The sequence below is a fragment of the Sphingobacterium alkalisoli genome (assembly GCF_005049105.1).
Taxonomy (GTDB): domain Bacteria; phylum Bacteroidota; class Bacteroidia; order Sphingobacteriales; family Sphingobacteriaceae; genus Sphingobacterium; species Sphingobacterium alkalisoli.
Window position 1 is genome coordinate 198,227 of sequence record NZ_SUKA01000001.1, and the last position, 19,197, is coordinate 217,423.

Annotated in this window: 12 protein-coding genes; all 12 read left to right on the top strand. The window is 43.5% G+C overall.

Annotation, left to right across the window (positions count from 1 at the left end):
- Positions 1 to 6: 6 nt before the first annotated feature.
- The 12 genes from FAZ19_RS00860 (at position 7) to FAZ19_RS00915 (ending at position 19,127) form a co-directional block, all read left to right on the top strand.
- Entirely contained in the window at positions 7 to 1,677 is a 1,671-nt protein-coding gene (locus tag FAZ19_RS00860; RefSeq protein WP_136818713.1) for a sodium:solute symporter family protein, read from the top strand.
- A 336-nt stretch (positions 1,678 to 2,013) separates the two neighbouring features.
- Positions 2,014 to 2,586 (top strand): RNA polymerase sigma-70 factor, encoded by a 573-nt coding sequence (locus FAZ19_RS00865; protein ID WP_136818714.1) that lies wholly within the window; start codon positions 2,014 to 2,016, stop codon positions 2,584 to 2,586.
- A gap of 117 nt (positions 2,587 to 2,703) precedes the next feature.
- The gene (locus FAZ19_RS00870; RefSeq protein ID WP_136818715.1) at positions 2,704 to 3,900 is read left to right on the top strand and encodes a FecR family protein; all 1,197 of its coding nucleotides are present in this window, start codon (positions 2,704 to 2,706) and stop codon (positions 3,898 to 3,900) included.
- A 169-nt stretch (positions 3,901 to 4,069) separates the two neighbouring features.
- A complete protein-coding gene (locus FAZ19_RS00875) occupies positions 4,070 to 7,585 on the top strand; it encodes a SusC/RagA family TonB-linked outer membrane protein (protein WP_229707331.1) in 3,516 nt (1,171 codons plus the stop codon).
- A gap of 27 nt (positions 7,586 to 7,612) precedes the next feature.
- The gene (locus FAZ19_RS00880; protein WP_136818716.1) at positions 7,613 to 9,376 is read left to right on the top strand and encodes a RagB/SusD family nutrient uptake outer membrane protein; all 1,764 of its coding nucleotides are present in this window, start codon (positions 7,613 to 7,615) and stop codon (positions 9,374 to 9,376) included.
- On the top strand, positions 9,376 to 10,293 hold the full coding sequence (locus FAZ19_RS00885; protein ID WP_169305526.1) for a sugar phosphate isomerase/epimerase family protein: 918 nt from the start codon (positions 9,376 to 9,378) through the stop codon (positions 10,291 to 10,293). Before FAZ19_RS00880 ends, FAZ19_RS00885 begins: the two co-directional genes overlap by 1 nt.
- A gap of 81 nt (positions 10,294 to 10,374) precedes the next feature.
- The gene (locus tag FAZ19_RS00890; RefSeq protein WP_136818718.1) at positions 10,375 to 12,069 is read left to right on the top strand and encodes a right-handed parallel beta-helix repeat-containing protein; all 1,695 of its coding nucleotides are present in this window, start codon (positions 10,375 to 10,377) and stop codon (positions 12,067 to 12,069) included.
- Position 12,070: 1 nt separating this feature from the next.
- The gene (locus FAZ19_RS00895; protein ID WP_136818719.1) at positions 12,071 to 13,228 is read left to right on the top strand and encodes a YdcF family protein; all 1,158 of its coding nucleotides are present in this window, start codon (positions 12,071 to 12,073) and stop codon (positions 13,226 to 13,228) included.
- A 25-nt stretch (positions 13,229 to 13,253) separates the two neighbouring features.
- Positions 13,254 to 14,138 carry a phosphodiester glycosidase family protein gene (locus tag FAZ19_RS00900; RefSeq protein ID WP_136818720.1) on the top strand — a complete coding sequence of 295 codons (885 nt, stop codon included), beginning with the start codon at positions 13,254 to 13,256 and terminating at the stop codon, positions 14,136 to 14,138.
- Between the two features lie 241 nt (positions 14,139 to 14,379).
- The gene (locus FAZ19_RS00905) at positions 14,380 to 16,824 is read left to right on the top strand and encodes a TonB-dependent receptor (RefSeq protein WP_136818721.1); all 2,445 of its coding nucleotides are present in this window, start codon (positions 14,380 to 14,382) and stop codon (positions 16,822 to 16,824) included.
- A gap of 249 nt (positions 16,825 to 17,073) precedes the next feature.
- On the top strand, positions 17,074 to 18,087 hold the full coding sequence (locus tag FAZ19_RS00910) for an NAD-dependent epimerase/dehydratase family protein (RefSeq protein WP_169305527.1): 1,014 nt from the start codon (positions 17,074 to 17,076) through the stop codon (positions 18,085 to 18,087).
- A gap of 50 nt (positions 18,088 to 18,137) precedes the next feature.
- The gene (locus FAZ19_RS00915) at positions 18,138 to 19,127 is read left to right on the top strand and encodes a cobalamin-independent methionine synthase II family protein (protein WP_136818723.1); all 990 of its coding nucleotides are present in this window, start codon (positions 18,138 to 18,140) and stop codon (positions 19,125 to 19,127) included.
- Positions 19,128 to 19,197 lie beyond the last annotated feature (70 nt).

Below are 19,197 nucleotides of genomic sequence, written 5' to 3' on the forward strand. Positions count from 1 at the left end.
AGAAAAATGGATATTTTAGATTATATTGTCATTCTCGTCTTTGCGGTAATCATTGTTGCGGCGGGTTTGTCTTTTAGAAAAACAGGCAAATCCATGAAATCCTATTTTGCTGCAGGAGGTGCCGTGCCTTGGCGGATCAGCTCGCTGTCGTTGTTTATGAGTTTTTTCTCGGCCGGTACATTTGTGGTTTGGGGCGCTATTGCATATCAACACGGCGTTGTAGCTATTGCTATTCAGATGACGATGTGCGTTGCCGGGCTTGTTGTTGGAATGTTTATAGCGCCTGCCTGGCAAAGATCCCGAGCTCTGACAGCAGCAGAATTTGTATCTCGAAGATTAGGAGTCACGGTGCAAAAGTTCTACAGCTACCTTATTTTGCTGATATCATTAATGTATACTGGGGCATTTCTTTATCCCGTAGCAAAGATCATCAACGTATCTACGGGATATCCTATTGAGGCCTGTATTTTGTTGCTGGGTATACTTATTATCATTTATACTGTAATTGGCGGACTTTGGGGAGTGATGATAACCGATGTGATCCAATTTGTTGTATTAACTGCTGCGGTGCTTATAGTTGTGCCCCTTGCTTTCGACCGGATAGGAGGTGTCAATGAACTGTTAACGAATGCGCCTCCCGATTTTTTTATGCCAGTAAATGGGGAATATTCCTGGCTCTTTCTATTAGCGTTCGGAGTTTATAACGGAATTTTTATTGGAGGAAACTGGGCATATGTCCAGCGCTATACGACAGTAGACAGCCCTAAATCAGCCAGTAAGGTAGGCTATCTATTTGCGGGGCTTTATCTTATCAGTCCAGTTATCTGGATGCTACCCCCCATGATCTATAGGCTGGTTAATCCCAATTTATCGGGATTAGCGAGCGAAGGAGCTTACCTGATGATGTGTAAAGAGGTGCTTCCTAAGGGGTTACTTGGACTGATGTTGGGCGGCATGGTGTTTGCAACGGCAAGTTCCGTAAACACGACACTAAATCTTTCTGCAGCCGTATTTACTAATGATTTGTACAAGTCTGTACGACCCCATACTAACCCCAGGGGGTTGATGTTTATTGCGAAAATGGCTGTTGTGGTCTTTGGGCTGATTACAATTCTAGTTGCGCTATTGGTTCCTTCGGTCGGAGGAATCGTAGAGATCGTATTGAGTGTCGGGGCGGTAACAGGATGTTCGTTGTATGGGCCGCCGGTATGGGCGCTGTTTTCCAAATACCATACCGGACAGTCTATTCTTTGGTGTACTATCTTGGGTTTAGCGATCAATGTGTACCTAAAATTTATACATCCATTGTTGACAGCAATCTCATTGACCCGGGCTGAAGAGATGCTAGCCGGCGCTGTGATTCCTTTTGTACTGCTGGCGGGATATGAGGTATGGGCTAGAGGTAAAGGGCAGCTCGCCGATGATTATGTACGTTATAAAAAAGGACAACGGCACATAGTGGGTCAAACCGCGGAAGAAGATGAGGAAGAAACGAGCAGTGAAGAACAAAATAATTACGGTTTGAAAGTTTTAGCGAGAACATTGGCTATAACTTCGTTAATTTTTGTAGGGCTGGCACTTATTGCTGATGGAAAAGCCTTATGGATCACGCTTTCCATTGGTATTATGGTCGGTTTGGGAGGATGGTCGATATATCAATCGAAGCGAAATAGTTAATTAATATCAAATGACGAAAAAAAATACGCGATGTAAAGGAAGCTGACTCGGAAGTAAATTCTGACGTGTCGGAAAAGAATTGCTGCCAACTCCTTGTTGAGAACGCTCCAAGATTATATACCGCTATTTCGAAGTCTTTTGCAAGAACAATAACTGTGTGCCTGCAGCAATCAGTGTTTTCCTATTTTAGAATCTGTCCTGCCTATTACAGGTTGGGTTGTTTAAATTAATATTAAGTTAATATACCAACTGTATCTTTGGGTCGGATTGGATTTTTAGATTATTGTCTCTACCTTTATCAAGAATCTAAATTATCCTCAGGTAATAGCTGACACCATGATTGCAGGCTTAACAGAGATATTATTACAAATTAAACAAGGGGACAAAGCGGCCTTCAGGATGCTGTATGATACCTATTCCCCATTGGTTTTCGATCTGGCTCATAAGCTGTTGAAAGATACAGCTGTTGCGGAAGAGATCGTACAGGACTGTTTTGTAAAGATATGGGGCAGTCGTGAGCAGATCCGAATAGACCAGGATATCTGGCCGTTGATTTACGTAACCGCAAAGCGGCTCTGTTATAATCAATTAAGGCATGCCCGCGTCGCGCAGAAGTACCTCGGGCAGGTAGAAAGTATAGTTGTCAACGATGTACAGGAAAAACTGGATCTCCGAGAGCTGGAAAGTCAACTCGAGCGATCTATCGCAAAATTGCCAGAACAACAAAAGACAGCTTTGAGACTGAGCCGTATGGAAGGTTACAGTCATCAACAGATCGCAAGCGAAATGGGAATTTCTCCCAATACGGTCAAAAACCATATCACGCAGGCCCTAAAAAGTTTACGTAAGACGCTAACCCAAGCGGATTACAATTATCTCATCTTTGTTTTTTTATATCTAATTCGGTAGCCAGTGATCAATTTCCACTTTTTCACATCTAATATCTAAATCAACTACTTTTTTTCATTTCAACTAGTCGTATGGTCTTACTTAGGTGTACTGTCTATAGATTAAGCACATAAAAAGTTGGATAAAAATAAATTTCGGATTCTTTTTAAGCGTTATCTGGCTGGTACGCTCGACGAAAAGGAGCAGGAGGAGCTGGATAGCTATATGTCCCTCTTGGATGAGGCTGATTTTTTGGAGGCAGTGGACGAGCTGGTAGAAACGGAAGAAAATAGGGCCTTTGAGAAAGATCGTGTTTTTCAGGGTATTTTGAGTCAGATAGACGAAAAGGGGAGAGCTATAACAGCTACCGCTCCACGCTCATGGAAAATGCGCTTAGTACAATTCGGAAAGGTGGCAGCTGTGCTCCTCGTCTCGGGTTTATTAGGCTTGGTGGCGTATCAGATTTTTGATGTCAGACAGCATATGGATGAAGTGATATCGATGCAGCCAGCTGTTTCGACTGGGGAAATAGAACTGCCTCAAGAAGATGCCTTTATTACGCTTGCTGATGGAAAGCAGATGTCATTGGATGAAATAAAGGAAGATACAATCCACTACAAAGGGTTGGCTATCATGCGTTTGGATGATGGTACAATCGTCATGAAACAAGATCGGGAGGCTGATTTTTTTCAGGCCGATGAAAAGCATCATTTTGTGACGCCTAAGGGCGTTAGTCTACGTCTGATGCTCCCTGATGCCTCGATCGTGTATCTCAATTCCAATTCCAGCATGCAGGTATATGCCGCCTTTGGAGAGAAGCAACGACGAGTGGCGCTTTCGGGTGAGGCTTTTTTTGAAGTCGCACACAACAAAGAACTACCATTTGTAGTACATGCCAAAAATACAGAGGTAAGCGTATTGGGAACGAAGTTTAATATATCGGCTTATAATGAAGACAGGCAGGTAGAAACCACGCTACTTTCGGGGTCCGTGGAGGTGGGTGCCGACCGGAACCGATTGCGCATAAAACCTGGCCAACAGGCCGTAGTCCATTCATCGAATACGATCCAGCTGCGTAAAAACGTGGATATCGGTAATGTATTGGCTTGGCGGGACGGTTATTTTAGGTTTAAGGACGAGTCTATACGAACAATAATGGCCGATCTCGCCAAGTGGTATCCTATCGAAGGTGTGGAATTTAAAGCTGGATCTTCAGATCAATTTACAGGTAGTATAAAACGTTCGAAAAAACTCAAGGATGTCCTGGAAAGTATAGAGCAGGTGTCTGATTTACGATTTGATATTCAGGAAGGGAGGGTGATCGTGATGAAGTAAGAATTGGATATCAAACAGGAGAAGAGGAGATGCAGCAACATCCCCTCTTCGATAGTACCCGGAAATAGCATCAGTTATGAATTAATAATATTTACCAAATACCTATCAAATGTATAAAAATATTACTGCAATCGTGCGGACTCATCGTCGATTGTTTACCTGTTTACTTATGATGAAGTTGTATTCATTCTTGCTCTTTGGTTTCTTCTTACAGGCGAGCGGAAGCACTTATGCACAGAAGGTGAGCTTATCGGTACAACAAGCCGAACTGGTTGATGTGCTGGCTAAGATTCAGGAGCAAACTAATTTAGATTTTCTTTACAACAGCAGCCAGCTGAAGTATGTGGACAAAATCGACCTGCATGTTAAAAATGTGGATTTGAAGAAGGTACTGGATGCCTGTCTTACCCCCCGCGGACTCTTTTATGTTGTGCAGAACAAGACCGTTCTCATTAAGAAGGCTGTGGAAATGGGTGGTACAGTACTGGAGGATGTGCAGCAGCGACAGATCAACGGCGTGGTCTGGACCGGTGAAGGTGAGCCTTTGGTCGGAGCATCTATCCGTTTAGTAGAGAGCAATATTGCTGCGGCCTCGCAATTGGATGGTTCTTTTTCCATACCTGTGGTACAGGATGAAGGTCAGCTACTGATCACAGCACTCGGATATGAAGAGCAGTTGTTAACATATGAGGTAGGTACTCCACTGAACATTGTTTTACAGACCAAGAAGAGTGACCTGGATGAGGTAGTCGTGGTAGGATATGGTGTGCAGCGGAAGGCCAATCTCACAGGCGCAGTCGCGCAGATCAATGCAGAGGATATCGCTCTGCGGCCGGATGCGAATATCTCCGCGACCTTGCAAGGCTTAATGCCGGGGCTGAATATTCAGATCAATAACGGTGACCCTTCGGCTACGCCCGATATCAATGTGCGTGGATTTAACTCGATCAATGGAGGCAGACCCTTGGTATTGATCGATGGGATTGAAGGAAATATCACCCGCGTCAATCCAAATGATATCGAATCAGTAACGGTATTAAAAGATGCGGCATCCTCTGCCATCTATGGAGCGAGAGGTACTTTTGGCGTGATATTGATCACTACCAAAACGGGTAAGGTGGGTACGACTTCGGTTAATTATACGAATAACTTTGGCTGGACTACACCCGCTGCGCGGACCGATTATATTTCCGACCCTTATGTTTATGCGAAGACGGTGGATGCGGCCATATTCGGATACAATGGCAGCAGTTATAGCCAATACAATGCCATGGATTGGGAAGCCATTCAAATGGTGGCACGGGGAGAGATTGAACCCTTTCACGAACTGCAGGCGGATGGTACGAACAAATTTTTCTATAAAACGGATTGGTGGGATTACTTATTCCGCAAATATCAAGCCTCCAATTTTCACAATATATCGGTATCCGGAGGATCGGATAAACTGAAAGGATATTTGTCTGGACGCGTCTTCGAACGCCAAAGCATTAATAATATCAATAAAGACGCAGGTATGGACCGTCAGAACATGAAAGCAAATCTAGTTTTTACTCCATATGAGTGGTTGGAGATATCCAGCAATGTGCAGTTTATCAATGAAAAAGATAAAGATTATGGCGGGTTTTCCAATGGGTTTGGTGGACTTTGGAGTACGACGACTTGGTATAACCTGATGCCTTTCTACCCTAACCTTGTGGATGGTGTACCTACCGATATCGGTACTGGCTCTGGCGGCCAAGGAGGTAATGCAGGACTGGTGTCGGGTAAAAGCTGGAGAGAAAGCAATACAGAAGAGTTTACCAATACTTTCCGTGTTGTTGCAAGACCTCTCGAAGGACTGCAGATCAACTTTGACTATAGCAATCGCATTGAAAACACGAACTTGGCCCTCCGATTAAATCAATTTAGTTATTTGTCCGGGAATCGGTTGAACAACCAAACGGTGGGAATAAACCGTCTAGAGGAGCAGCGTTCGAAAGATAAGTACAATGCGATGAATCTATTTGCTACCTATCAAAAATCTTTGATGGATAAACATAATTTTAAACTTCTACTGGGTTTTAACCAAGAGGAATTTGATCGAGACTTTATCGGCGTGAAAGGAGATGATCTGCTGATTGACAATCTGTCAAACCTGGCGTTGGCGACCACGATGAATAGTATGACGGGTTCTGCGCTGAATTGGGCTGTGCGTGGATTTTTCGGACGTTTTAATTATGATTATGACAATAAATATCTACTAGAGATAAACTCGCGTTACGATGGCTCATCGCGTTTCCCTACGGATAGCCGCTGGGGGTTCTTTCCGTCGGTTTCCTTGGGATGGCAACTGGATCGGGAAACGTTCTGGGAAGATATCAAACCCTACGTACCTTCCCTCAAATTAAGAGGTTCATACGGCAAGTTGGGCAATCAGACAGTAGATGTCAACACCTTTAAAGAACTGATGAACGTCGCTCGGAATAACAGTTGGCTCAATATGGGCAATATGCTCACCATAGCACAGATGCCTGCTCCACTACCTAGTGTCGTAACATGGGAAACCACAAAGAGTTTAAATTTTGGAGCAGATTTAGGTTTGATCAAGAACAAATTGTTCTTTAATGTAGATTGGTATCGCAAGGACGTCGAAGGGATGTATCTGCCCGGCGAACCTTTGCCGTCTGTATTTGGAGCGAATGAGCCTAAGGAAAATTATGCTGCGCTGCGTAACGATGGATACGAAATAGGTATTTCGTATCAGGACAAGTTTGAAATGGCAGGCGCGCCGCTAAGTTTCAATGTGACGGCAAACGTTTCTAATTTTAAAGGTATCATTATGAAGTATAATAATCCCAAAGGTTTATTGAGCTCCTACTATGAGGGACAGCGTTTGGGCGAAATCTGGGGGTACCGTATTGATGGACAGTTTCAGTCGGATGAAGAGGCATTGGCCTATCAGCAATCTTTTGATAACCCTTCGACCTCGTTGGGCCAAGTGTATGATGATGTTCTAAACATCATGCAGAACAGCGAATGGAGTGTTTTGCGTGGAGGAGATATTAAATATCTGGACCTGAATGGCGATGGTAAGATTGATAAAGGCGATAATACGTTGACTAATCACGGTGACCTCGAACGCATCGGTAACGCCATGCCACGTTTCCCTTTCGGTCTGAACCTCAATGCAAAATGGAAGAATTTTGATTTGTCCGCTGCCGTAGCTGGAGTTGCTCGACAAGACTGGTATCCGACCGGAGAATTATATTGGGGGACATACCAACGACCCTATCTATCCTTCATTCGGAAGGATTTAATCGATAATGCCTGGACTCCCGATAATAAGGAGAACACTTATCCACAGATATATAGGGGGTATTCTTCGTTGCAAAACAGACGTTCCCTGTACGAGATTAATGATTATTACTTGATAAATGTGGGTTATTTGCGCATGAAAAACCTTACTGTCGGGTATACACTCCCACAAGAATTGACGAGAAAAGTTAAAGTGGATAGATTGCGCATATTCTTCAGTGGCGAAAATATGTTTACCTGGAGCTTTGGGAAGCTGACTAAATACATTGACCCGGAGCAAGGTGGGTCTGCAATCAATTATTCATCTCCGGCGACAGCGGATGATCGAAGTGACCAACGGGTGTATCCTATGGGTAAAACATATTCTTTTGGTGTAATGTTGGGTTTATAAAAAACAAGTTATATACATATGAAACTCATGAACTTAAATATAAAGACAATTGGACTATGGGTCGTAACTGCGCTGTTCTTCTCCTCATGTAACGAAGATTTTCTGGATCGGGCATCGGAGGATCAGGTCGAAGCCCCGTATTTTTTCAATACGGCGAAAGATCTGGAAGTAGCGACAAATGACTTTTATGCCATGCTGCCCGGTACAGGAAATTATACCGAGGATGCAAAATCGGACAACCTCATGCCGCTGAACCCGGATCCACGGATACGTGGTGCACGGGTAGTTCCGGTCACAGGAGATGGCTGGTCATGGACTAGTCTACGTAAAATAAACTATTTTCTTGCCAACTACCATAAGGTAGCGGATGAAGGAGCCAAAGCTAAATATAGCGGTATTGCACGCTTTTTTCGAGCATATTTCTATTATGATAAGGTAAAGACGTTTGGTGATGTGCCTTGGTATGGAAAGGTGCTAGATGCTAACGATCCGGAGTTGTATAAAGCTAGAGATTCACGTACGCTGGTGATGGATTCGGTAATGGCCGATCTGGACTATGCCATAGCAAATATTCCGGCCGAAAAGCAGTTGAATCTAATCACTAGGTATACAGCAATGCTGTTAAAAGCTAGAGCAGCACTTTTTGAAGGAACTTTCCGAAAATATCATGGCCTTGCGGATGCGAATAAATATTTGACGCTTGCTGCTGAGGCTTCGAATGCGTTGATCAGTACGGGGGCATATACATTGTATACTGAAGGTGGGGCGGAGTCGGCTTATCGAAATTTATTTTCCTTAATTAATCAGAATAACACCGAAACCATATTAGCGGTTGATTATGAACTAGGAATCAAAATACATTCTTTGGGATACTCTTTTACCTCAGCTACCGCTGGATCTTATGGGTTACCCAAGGATCTCATCAATAGTTATTTGATGCGCGACGGTTCGCGATTTACCGATAAAGTCAACTATAACACGATGGGATTTTACGAGGAAATGCAAAACAGAGATCCTCGCCTTACGCAGACTACAGCTGGGCCCGACTTTCGGGTGAATGGCGAAACGAGAAATGAGCCTGTCAATTTGACCATTACGACGACCGGCTACCGGTTGGTCAAGGCTTTGCCGGAGCGTAGTCAATGGGCTACCTCAGCTGGTTATTTTGATATCATTCTCTTCCGCTACGCTGAGGCGCTGCTCATATTTGCTGAAGCAAGGGCTGAATTAGGTTTACTGACACAAGCTGATCTGAATCTGACGATTAATAAATTGCGTGCGCGCGCAGGTATGCCTAATCTCGATTTGATACAAGCGAATGCAAATGCGGATCCATATTTAGAGGTTATGTATCCCAATGTGGACAAGGGGGCTTTTAAGGGTGCGATTTTGGAAATACGAAGAGAAAGACGTGCTGAGCTATTTAACGAAGGTTTCCGCTGGGATGACCTGATGCGTTGGAAAGAGGGACTGAAGATTACGCAACCTATTGTAGGGGTGTATTTCCCAGGAGTAGGGGCTTATGATTTTACCGGCGACGGCGCGGCTGATGTATTTGTACATACCGGTAGTACTTCGGGAGCACCCTCGTCCGTAACATCGATGATCAATATCAACCAACGTACGCTACGCAATCCCATAACAGGTGCACAGAATGCGCCGGCGGGAAATATAGATCCTTTTCCGCAAGATGGAAAATTTAGGGAAGATAGGGACTATTTTGCGCCACTGCCTACCGAGGATCTGCTGCTGAATGATAACCTGAAACAAAATCCAAAATGGGACGAATAATGAGAAATGTTATCCATATAGTTATTTGGCTGTGGCTAATCGTTCCTTTCTCCGGTACTGCGCAACCAAGAAAGACGAATGAAATAGGCTATGCCCTAGATTTTCAAAAGATATCGCTGGAACGCATGCAGTATGCCAAATCTTTGGGTATCAATTATATCGAACTATCGGGTGTATCCGCCGTGCTCGGCAAGGATTTGAGCATCAAGGATTCTGCAATTTCCTGGACTCAAAAGATAGACAGCTTAAAAGATATATTGGATGCTTCAGGAATGAAGGTTTGGTCTATCCATATGCCTTTTTCAAAGCAAATGGATTTGTCCATTTTGGATGAAGATACCCGACAAAAAGTGATAGAGGCACATCTACAAGTTGTAGCGTTATTCCGACCGTTGAAACCGCAAATTGTGCTGTTCCATCCCTCATATTACCTCGAAAAAGGCGAGCGCGAGCATCGAGTAACACAGTTAATCAAGTCGGTAAAAGAACTGTATAAAGGTGTGCGTGACCACGGAGCAAAAATGGTGGTGGAGAATATGCTGGGACCACAACTGACAGTAGGCGAGCGTGAACGGCCGTTGTTAAGGACGGTAGCGGAATGTCAGGAAATCTTTAAGCACTTTCCTAAACAGGTGGGATTAGCGGTAGATATGTGTCATATCGCACTACCGGAGAAATTGTTGCTGGCATTCGGCAAACGGGTGAAGACCCTGCACGTATCGAATGGGAACGGGCAGGCCGAGTACCACTATCTGCCTTGTGATAGTCGCGGAGAAAACAATTGGGTAGCAATTTTTAAAGCCTTAGATCAAATCGGCTATAGCGGTGTATTTATGCATGAGTGTAAATATGCGGACGAGCAGGAACTGGTGGATTGCTATCAGACTTTATGGAATCAATATTTAAATACTTTATAGGTAAGAATTTAAAAAAATAAACCGAGTGTAAAATGTGGACGCATATTGTTGAAACGCTTACACTCTTAAAAAACTATTCCAATGAACAATATGAACTATATACTGCTTGCTGCGCTCATATTCCTGGGCTTGGGCAGCTGTAAAAAGGATAAGGACCCGTTTGTAGAAAAGCTTCTGATGGGCACAGACTATATGGAGGTAGGTAGTAAGTCCAACACCTACAATTTTGAAGTACTGTCAAACCAGACCATTTCGGTCGAATCGGATGTGGATTGGATACAGCTAGACACAGTGGCCTATGGCAAGGGAAAACAGCGTGTGGGATTTACAGTAGTGACTAATGCCGATGACGAGCGTACAGGAGTTATTCTGGTGCGGATTAACGAAACAGATGTCAAACAGGTGCTCGTAGTACAGGAGTCGGGTAAAGTTCCTGTTTTCTATGTAACGGTAGACGGTACGGGAGACGGGAAGTCTTGGAATTCGCCGACCGACTTGAATACGGCATTGGAGCAAACGACAACACGTAGTACGATCTATCTGGCGGAGGGGGTGTATACACCTTCGAAGACCATCCGTAACGGAGACGCCAATGAAGAATCGGATATGACCTTTGAAATTTCGAAGAATATTTCGCTGATCGGAGGTTTTGCCGTGGATGCCCAGCCTGGTGCTACACCAGATGCAGCTCGCTATAAGACGATATTGGATGGGAAAATGACATCGGGTAAAGAGGCCTTCCATACCGTAACGGTGACGGCCGTACTGGACAACGAATCTAAGGTGTATCTCGAAGGACTCACGATTCGTGGTGGAAATGCAACCGACAGGACCACCAATACCACTATCAATGGAACACGCTACAGTCGTGGGCAGGGTGGGGGCATAGTCATAGCAAATGCTATAGTACACCTGAAGCAGGTAGAGATTATGGATAATAAAGCGACGGCAGACAAGGGGACTGCAGGTTTTGCAGCCGGTATGTATGTGTTCGCAGGAGCGAAGGTGACGATGGAAGATTCGAAAGTAAGTAATAATTCGAACAATAATAACAATGGTGGCGGCACCTGGGTCGCTGATGCGAGTTTAACAGCTTACCGATCGCAATTTAATAACAACTACGCACGAGGTACGGCTGCAGGAATACATGGTTATCCGAATGCAACGATCCATCTATATAATTCGGAAGTGCTAAATAACAGTAACACGTCATTTGGTGCAGGCATATATATGCGGGAAAAATCGGAAGCGATCCTTGTTAATTGTCTGATCATCGGCAATAAGAGCACGTCGCCTAATGGAGGTGGAGGGGTGATGCTGTATGCAGGAAGTAAGGCGGATATCATCAGTTGTACAATAACTGGAAACGAGATTGCCGGACCTGGCGGAGGGGTATTCCGACAGTCTTTGGTGAATAATCTAACTATCGTCAATTCAATCATCTCGGGAAATACGCAGCGCAGTGGCTCTCGGGACGTGGATTCCCATGCCGATAATGCTGCAGTAGTTCCGGTTATCAAGAATTCTGCCATCACAGCGGCGGTCTACGGAGATGCAGGTTCTATTGTGGCTGGCGTATCGTTTTCTCCTGCCACGATGCTGAATAGTGCTTTCTTACCAGTAGGGGACAATAATCCGGCACTATCCTATGGATTGGATGGTACGCAATTGGAAGCGTTGGCGCAGACCTATAATCCGGTACTGGATGATGTGATAGCTGCAGATATCCACGCAGAAAACAGATCTTCGGCTATCATGGGGGCTAAAGTGAAATAAGATGAAGAAAATACTGTGGATATCCGTGTATTGGATACTAGGAATAAACCTAGGGATAGCTGCTAACCCCAAGACCGTTATGTTGGTCTTGGGATCGGCAGACCCAACGACATTAGAAGAACGGATCGAAATCGCCGCTCGACTATATCGTATCCAATCTATCGATAAGATTATCGTCAGTGGTGGATGCGGTGCGCATGGCTCGGGTGTATGCGAGGCGACGAGGATGCAACAGGGACTGCAAGCTAAGGGTGTCAAAGGAGAAAAGATCTATAAAGAAGAGAATGCCAAGACTACGGTGCAGAATTATATCTTTAGTAGAGTTTTGCGGGATGAGTATGATCAGCAAATTATACAGCCTGGCGATACCGTATTTGTCGTGTCTAATCATTGGCATGCCATTTCGGTAGCGGCTAGGTTGCAGCAGTATGATCAAGTAATAGCCCGCTTCTATATCGAAGGTAATCTGATACCCAAGGAAACGGATAAAGTAGACTATGTTTCCATTTTTAATGGACAACCCGATAATGACAAGTTTGTGTTGCGCGGAACATGGCTCACTCCTGAAGCGGTCTGGTCATCGTCGGATTCACTGTACTACCTTTCGGGCAATCTGATTTATGCGACTGACGCGGGTAACAGTTCGTTTACTTTGCGACAAAGTAAACAGGTTTTTCCTTTTTTGAACACATTGTGCCCCGACTGTTCGCGAGCTTTTATAGATGCCGGTGAGTTTTGGTGGATACGAAGTGGTAATCGCCTGTTGAAAGTTGACAAAAGCTCAAAACAGATCGTCGGCGAGGAAGCATGGGAAGAATGGATTGAGGGTATACCCAACTCTTGGAAAAAGGCTGCATTTTCGACAGGTGTGATTTGGAATGAAACACTACTGTTGTTTGCACCGGAAAAGATCTTGATTGCTAAAGAGGAGAAAGGGAGGTTTGTTTTTGTGGAAGAAACTGTGGCAGGTAATTATTTTAAGGATTGGCCTTTTTCCTGGGGAAATAGCAATGTGGCGTCGGCCATCGCCGATAAGGATAGCGGAACGCTAGCGCTTTTTCGCAATAGGGAGACCGTTCGCATAGGCAAGGATTTGAGGTTACAAGGCAAGCCTGAAATTTTAAAATTGAAATGGATTGATGATTTAAATCATAGATAATATACACGCATAAATAAATAAGCGCATGAAAAAGAATGTTTTATATAGTTTGATGCTACTATTCCTTTTTATCTCTTGTAGTAAAAAGGATGACGGAACCCAGCTCCCTTACGATTATTCTCAGGAACAGCAGGTAGACCTGACGGAATTATTGGCAAAGGCGGAATGGAAGAAAAAGGAGGTGTCGGCAGGAGTAGTTTGGAAGTATTTTCAGTTTACGCAAATTTTTGAATCCAAGCAGTATGTCAACATATTTGAAATCGACTTGAGCAAGGGTTTTCAGATTGAAATACCGTACGTAATGTCGGGTTTTTTGAAAACAAGTGATGCCGCTGCGGCGAAGGATGCACTGGTTGCTTTTAACGGCAGTTATTTCAATACGACTAGCGGTGGATCCACGGTTTTTTTAAAATATGGAGGACAGATTATTAATCAAACAATAAATGGATTTAACAGCTATAGGGAAAACGGAGCTCTTGTATTGAGTAATGCCGGTCAACCTCGTATCGTGACCAAGCCATCAGCGGGCTGGTCTTCTCTTACCGAACCAATCGCTTTGGCGGGGGGGCCTTTATTGATTTCGGAAGGAAAACAGCTGACCCAATTAGAAGTAGTCTTCAACCAGAATAGACATCCCCGTACTGCAGTCGGAGTCACCGCAGATAATAAAATGATTGTTGTGGTCGTGGATGGTCGGTCTTCTCAATCACAGGGTTTGACCATTCCGCAGCTCTCCGAACTGATGGCTGCGCTAGGTTGCACAAATGCCCTCAACCTAGATGGGGGAGGTTCTTCAACAGCTTGGGTGAAGGACGAGGGGGTCGTGAATTTTCCGTCCGATAATGGTAAGTTTGACCATGAAGGTGAACGTGGCGTAGCAACTGTATTTACAGTAAAGAATAAGCAATAGTTGAAGGATGTGCTATAAAAAACAGGAGATGGCTAGCGCCCATCTCCTGTTTTCAATTAAAACTACATCAAACCATTTTGCTGAAAAGGCCTAGGCTATTAAATATTCTGTCGCTAATTTGATTTCCCAATGACGATTTTATTTTTTATCAAAATAGTCTATTTGAAAAAACAATGGTATAAATTTAAAAATATCCTGCAATCCTATCATTGTTTCCTATTTTTGGAAAAACGTAAACTTCGTGAATAGACTTTTCATTGTACTCTGCTTTTTATTAACGATTCAAGCCACATTTGCGCAAAACTCAAAACTTTTGGGCATCATTAAAGACTCGCTGTCAACTATGCCAATCCCTTACGCTAGTATTGGTTTATTGGACGCCAGTAATAGGGTGGTCGACGGTATGATCGCCGATACAGCTGGTAATTTTAGTTTTTCCAATTTAAAGAATGGGAAATACAGCCTAACTATAAAATTCATCGGTTATAATCAAAAGAAAACTGCAGTAGAAATCAAGGAGCAAAAGATAATAGATCTTGGAACCATCCTTATTTCCAGTGCCGATAATAGTTTAGAACAAGTTACGGTTACCGCCAATGTAGCGGGACAAAAACACAGTAGCGACAGACAAACCTATCAAGCTAGCCAATATAAAAATGCCATAGGTGGTACGGCATTAGACATCGTTAAGAATTTACCTTCAGCATCCGTAGATGCCAATGGAAATATCAGTATGCGGGGCAATACTGGCGTAATCGTGTTGATCAACGGAAAGCCATCATTCCTGGATCCAGTGACCATATTAAGTCAAATAGCTGCCAATGATGTTGCTGAGGTAGAATATATCACTAGTCCTACCGCCCAATTTGACCCAGATGGAAAAGGGGGCATCATTAACTTAAAAACTAAGAAATCTGCAGTTAATGGATTTGCTTGGATACTTAACCTTCAAGGTGGACTTCCAAGTATGGACGATTATGATAACCGCGAAAGCCAAACGCGTTTTGGTGGTGACATTGCTTTCCAATATAGAAAAGACAAATTGGAATTAAATGGTTCTGCGAACTACTTAAGGAATGACAATGCGGGATTTAGAGAAGGAGACGTAAATACCATTATCGGGGATCGTCAGACCTTTTTTCCTTCTAAAGGTGAACGAAGCTTTGATAAATACAATTTCGGAATCAGACTAAATAGTGCCTATGAAATATCCGACAAACATTCCGTGAATTTAGGCGTACTGGCATCTAGAAGGTTTCAAGATCGTGTTGCCGATATCCATTATACCAATAGGACGATTCAACCATCTACAGGCCAAGAAATATCCAGAACCAACTACTTTAATCCTAACCTTCAAAATAAACAGGGAGAATTTTATTTACTGGATTTCTCTTATCAATACAAAATCAGTGCTGCTCATTCCCTGCAATTGGGTGCCATATACGAATATGCCGACATTTATGGTTCCACAGAAAATGCCAATATTGAGAATGGAGTCGACACGGTGCAATGGACGCATAACAGGTATACTAATCCATTGCGAGGTTTAAGGCTTTCTTTACAACATAGTTGGGCACTAGGAAATGCAGAATTATTAACAGGCTATCAATTAAGGAACGACAAGCAGAAAGGTGATTTTGAGTACCTTGCATCAGAAAATGGAACGAATAGTCTTGAATTGATTCCAGAGTTTACCGGCAAATTGAATGCAACCAATAACGTTCATGCTCTTTTTACGCAATATGACCGTAAATTCACGAATACAGCGCTTTCATTAGGTCTACGTTATGAGTATTATCAGCGTGATCTACTCTTGCTACAAACCAACCAAGAATACCCCTATTCCATTCATCAACTATACCCTACCTTCAATTTAATGCATAATTTAGGCTCAGGTTGGTCATGGAAATTAGCAGCAACGAGAAGAGTACAACGAAACAATAACTTTGAATTAAACCCTATTCCTGAACGTGAACACTCCGAAACGCTTGAGCAAGGAGATCCAGCGTTGCTACCTGAATTCACCACCAATGCAGAAACAGGATTGGTAAAAAAATTAAAAGCCGGAAGTGTCTTTTTGAATGCCTATTATCAACATACTAAAAACCCAATTCAAAGGGTAAATTCCGTTTATACAGACACCATCCTTCGTCGAGTTTTCACGAATGCAGATTATGCCTCCCGCTATGGACTGGAATTGGGAGGAGAGGGGAACGCATTGTCGTGGCTGAAAGTCAACGGTGGCCTTAACGTATATAACTATAAAATTTCAGGACAGGTATTGGATTACCAAGAACCGAGGGAAAATCAAGAATGGGTGTATTCCATCAATGCCGGTATCCAAGCGGATTTCCCAAAAAGCTGGAGTACTGGACTACAGGTGAATTATCTTTCAGAAAGACCAACCGTACAAGGTATGGACTCAAGATTTGTCACCCCGCACTTCAACCTAAGCAAGGCTTTCCTGAAAGGAGCAATGACAGCTCAATTACAATGGCAATTTATGGAACTTGGTCAGTGGGGCGTGAATGAACAACGAATCACAACATTCTCCAATGATTTCTATACCACTACCAATTATATTTATGAAAAGAACGTGTTTTTAGTTAATCTGAATTTTAATCTCCATAAGTTAAATCAGGTCTTAAAACTACCCAAGAGTGAATTTGGAGAAAAGGAGTTTTAGGATAAATTTACGCCCGTTGCTCAAAAGTTCAGAGGGCTTTGGATGCCATAAAAATGCGCTCAAAAGCTGATATTATGTAACTTTTTGAGCCTAGCAGATCAATTTCTTTATATATTTGCAGAACTGTTCGACGTACGTACAGGAATTATTTATGAAATATTCACGTTAGCGAAATACAAATGAATATTCCATATGGCCATTAAACGTCAAAGCGAGCATAGCGAGCTCACGACAAGATTTTTTATACATATGAAATTTTTAGTTACCGGAGGTACAGGATTTATTGGAGCACGTGTAGTGGTCAATCTGTGGGAACGTAAAATACCGGTGGTGGTTGCCGATTTGAACCTGAATATTGAATGGACGAAGCAAATTGCTCTTTTAAAATATGACAAAAATACGGCTGAGCTCGCCGAGATTCAGGAGCAGATAGATCAGACCTCATTTATTAACTTAGATGTATCGAATAGGGAACAGGTCAACGATGTGTTTCTCAAATTTCCGGATATTACCCATGTGGTTCATTTAGCCTACCTGATGAGTGCTGAAGTGGAAGCCGATCATCACCGAGGAGCTTCCGTCAATATTTTGGGAATGATCAATATGTTTGACATGGTGGTCGAACATAGGTTGTCACGCCTTGTGTTTGCCAGCAGTGAAACCATCTATGGAGCCAATCATAGTGCATACGGCGATGAAAATTATGCGGTCAAGGAAACGGATTTCTGTTCCCTTGACGACCATTTTTTTACCTATGGTGTGATGAAAATGCTCAATGAATTTACCGCCCAGAAGTACATAAAAACCAAAGGAGTCAGCATCGCCGCTATGCGCCCACCAATAGTATATGGTGATGGGCGGATGAGAGGCTCAGTCCTGTGGGCCTGTGAGTTTGCCACAAACCCTGCACTCGGTAAGAAAGTAAAATTGCCATTTTCAAAAGATTCCCGCGACTGCTGGATCTATGTAGACGATGTAGCCGAGCAGTTTGTTCTCCTTTCCCTAAAGCCAAAGCTCAACCATTTTGCATACAATAATGGAGGGCATTCCGTCACGGCCGAAGAACTAATGCAGACGGTTAAAAGCATTGTTCCTGATGCAAAATATGAATTTGACGAGAGCATACCGCGTACTGCGCTGGTGGATCGCTGCGATAGCACTCTTCTGGAAGATGAGATCGGGTTTATCCCCCGTTCATTGGAGGATGGGGTAAGGATGCAAATTGAGGAAGCCCGCAACAGGGAGATGCAGATCAATTACTAAAAAAGGTCTATATTTATTGATATTTAAGTACGATAGTAAAACCAAGATATATGTCAGGATTTCGTAATACAGTAGTAGGTAGTTATCCCCGCCCGGAAAAACTGGAGGATACAATGAAACGACCTGTGATGAACCGTGAAGAAGTGGAGGATTACATCAAGTGGGCGGCAAATGACCAGGCCAAACTGGGACTGGACACGATCACCGATGGCGAAGGATACCGGGAAAACATGTATTATTTCTACCAAAAACGTATTGACGGTATCACCTTTGAGGATATGCCTAAGGTTTCATTTGGTACTGCCGGTTTTGGGATTGAATGCCCTAGAGTGATTGGTGAACTTAAGAATCCACGCTTTGATACAGCCCGCAACTGGAAAATAGCCCGTGATGCAGCTCCTGCCGATGTAGAGGTAAAGCTGACCGTAACGGGCCCCCATGTGTTGTATCGCTTTAGTGTCAACGAGCGTAAAGACCTTTACCCCGATGCGCAGGCCCTATGCCGAGCGTGGGCAAATGTTTTGAGAGATGAAATATCTGAAGCCATAGCGCTGGGATGCGAGCATGTGCAGTTTGATGAACCGATGTGGACAGAGTCTCCAGAGGAAAGTGTATGGGCGGCCGAGATACTCGCCGAGCTGATCGAATCGCTGCCTACCAAGGTGCGTATAGGATTACATGTATGTGGTGGCAATCCGAGGCGGAAGCGAGTTTACTTCACCAAATACACCGATTTAGTTGAAGCATTTAAAAGGGTTCCTATTGATGAAGTCATGCTTGAACACTGTACGCTCAGCTACAATATGCTGGAATTGTTTGATATCTGGGATTTCAAAGGAGATCTGGCTATAGGCGTGATAGACCAGCGTAGTGATGAACTGGAATCTGTAGAGGAAATACGTGCGCGGATAAAGCCAGCCTTGGATTATTTTCCTGCTAATCGTTTGATACTGACGAGTGAATGTGGATTTGGCCATGTACCCATTGAGATTACCCATGCCAAATTAAAACGACTAGTCGAGGCATCGAAGGCTTTATAAGAAGCGTTTCGACTCTTTATCTTCTTCATTCGGAGCAAACTATAATTTACCTTAAGTGTTAGACTACTGG

Bases quoted from the DNA above. Each gene is read 5' to 3' on its own strand.
- FAZ19_RS00875 (WP_229707331.1), top strand. From the start codon at position 4,070: ATGATGAAGTTGTATTCATTCTTGCTCTTTGGTTTCTTCTTACAGGCG.
- FAZ19_RS00915 (WP_136818723.1), top strand. From the start codon at position 18,138: ATGTCAGGATTTCGTAATACAGTAGTAGGTAGTTATCCCCGCCCGGAA.
- FAZ19_RS00860 (WP_136818713.1), top strand. From the start codon at position 7: ATGGATATTTTAGATTATATTGTCATTCTCGTCTTTGCGGTAATCATT.
- FAZ19_RS00885 (WP_169305526.1), top strand. From the start codon at position 9,376: ATGAGAAATGTTATCCATATAGTTATTTGGCTGTGGCTAATCGTTCCT.
- FAZ19_RS00910 (WP_169305527.1), top strand. From the start codon at position 17,074: ATGAAATTTTTAGTTACCGGAGGTACAGGATTTATTGGAGCACGTGTA.
- FAZ19_RS00900 (WP_136818720.1), top strand. From the start codon at position 13,254: ATGAAAAAGAATGTTTTATATAGTTTGATGCTACTATTCCTTTTTATC.
- FAZ19_RS00865 (WP_136818714.1), top strand. From the start codon at position 2,014: ATGATTGCAGGCTTAACAGAGATATTATTACAAATTAAACAAGGGGAC.
- FAZ19_RS00880 (WP_136818716.1), top strand. From the start codon at position 7,613: ATGAACTTAAATATAAAGACAATTGGACTATGGGTCGTAACTGCGCTG.
- FAZ19_RS00890 (WP_136818718.1), top strand. From the start codon at position 10,375: ATGAACAATATGAACTATATACTGCTTGCTGCGCTCATATTCCTGGGC.
- FAZ19_RS00895 (WP_136818719.1), top strand. From the start codon at position 12,071: ATGAAGAAAATACTGTGGATATCCGTGTATTGGATACTAGGAATAAAC.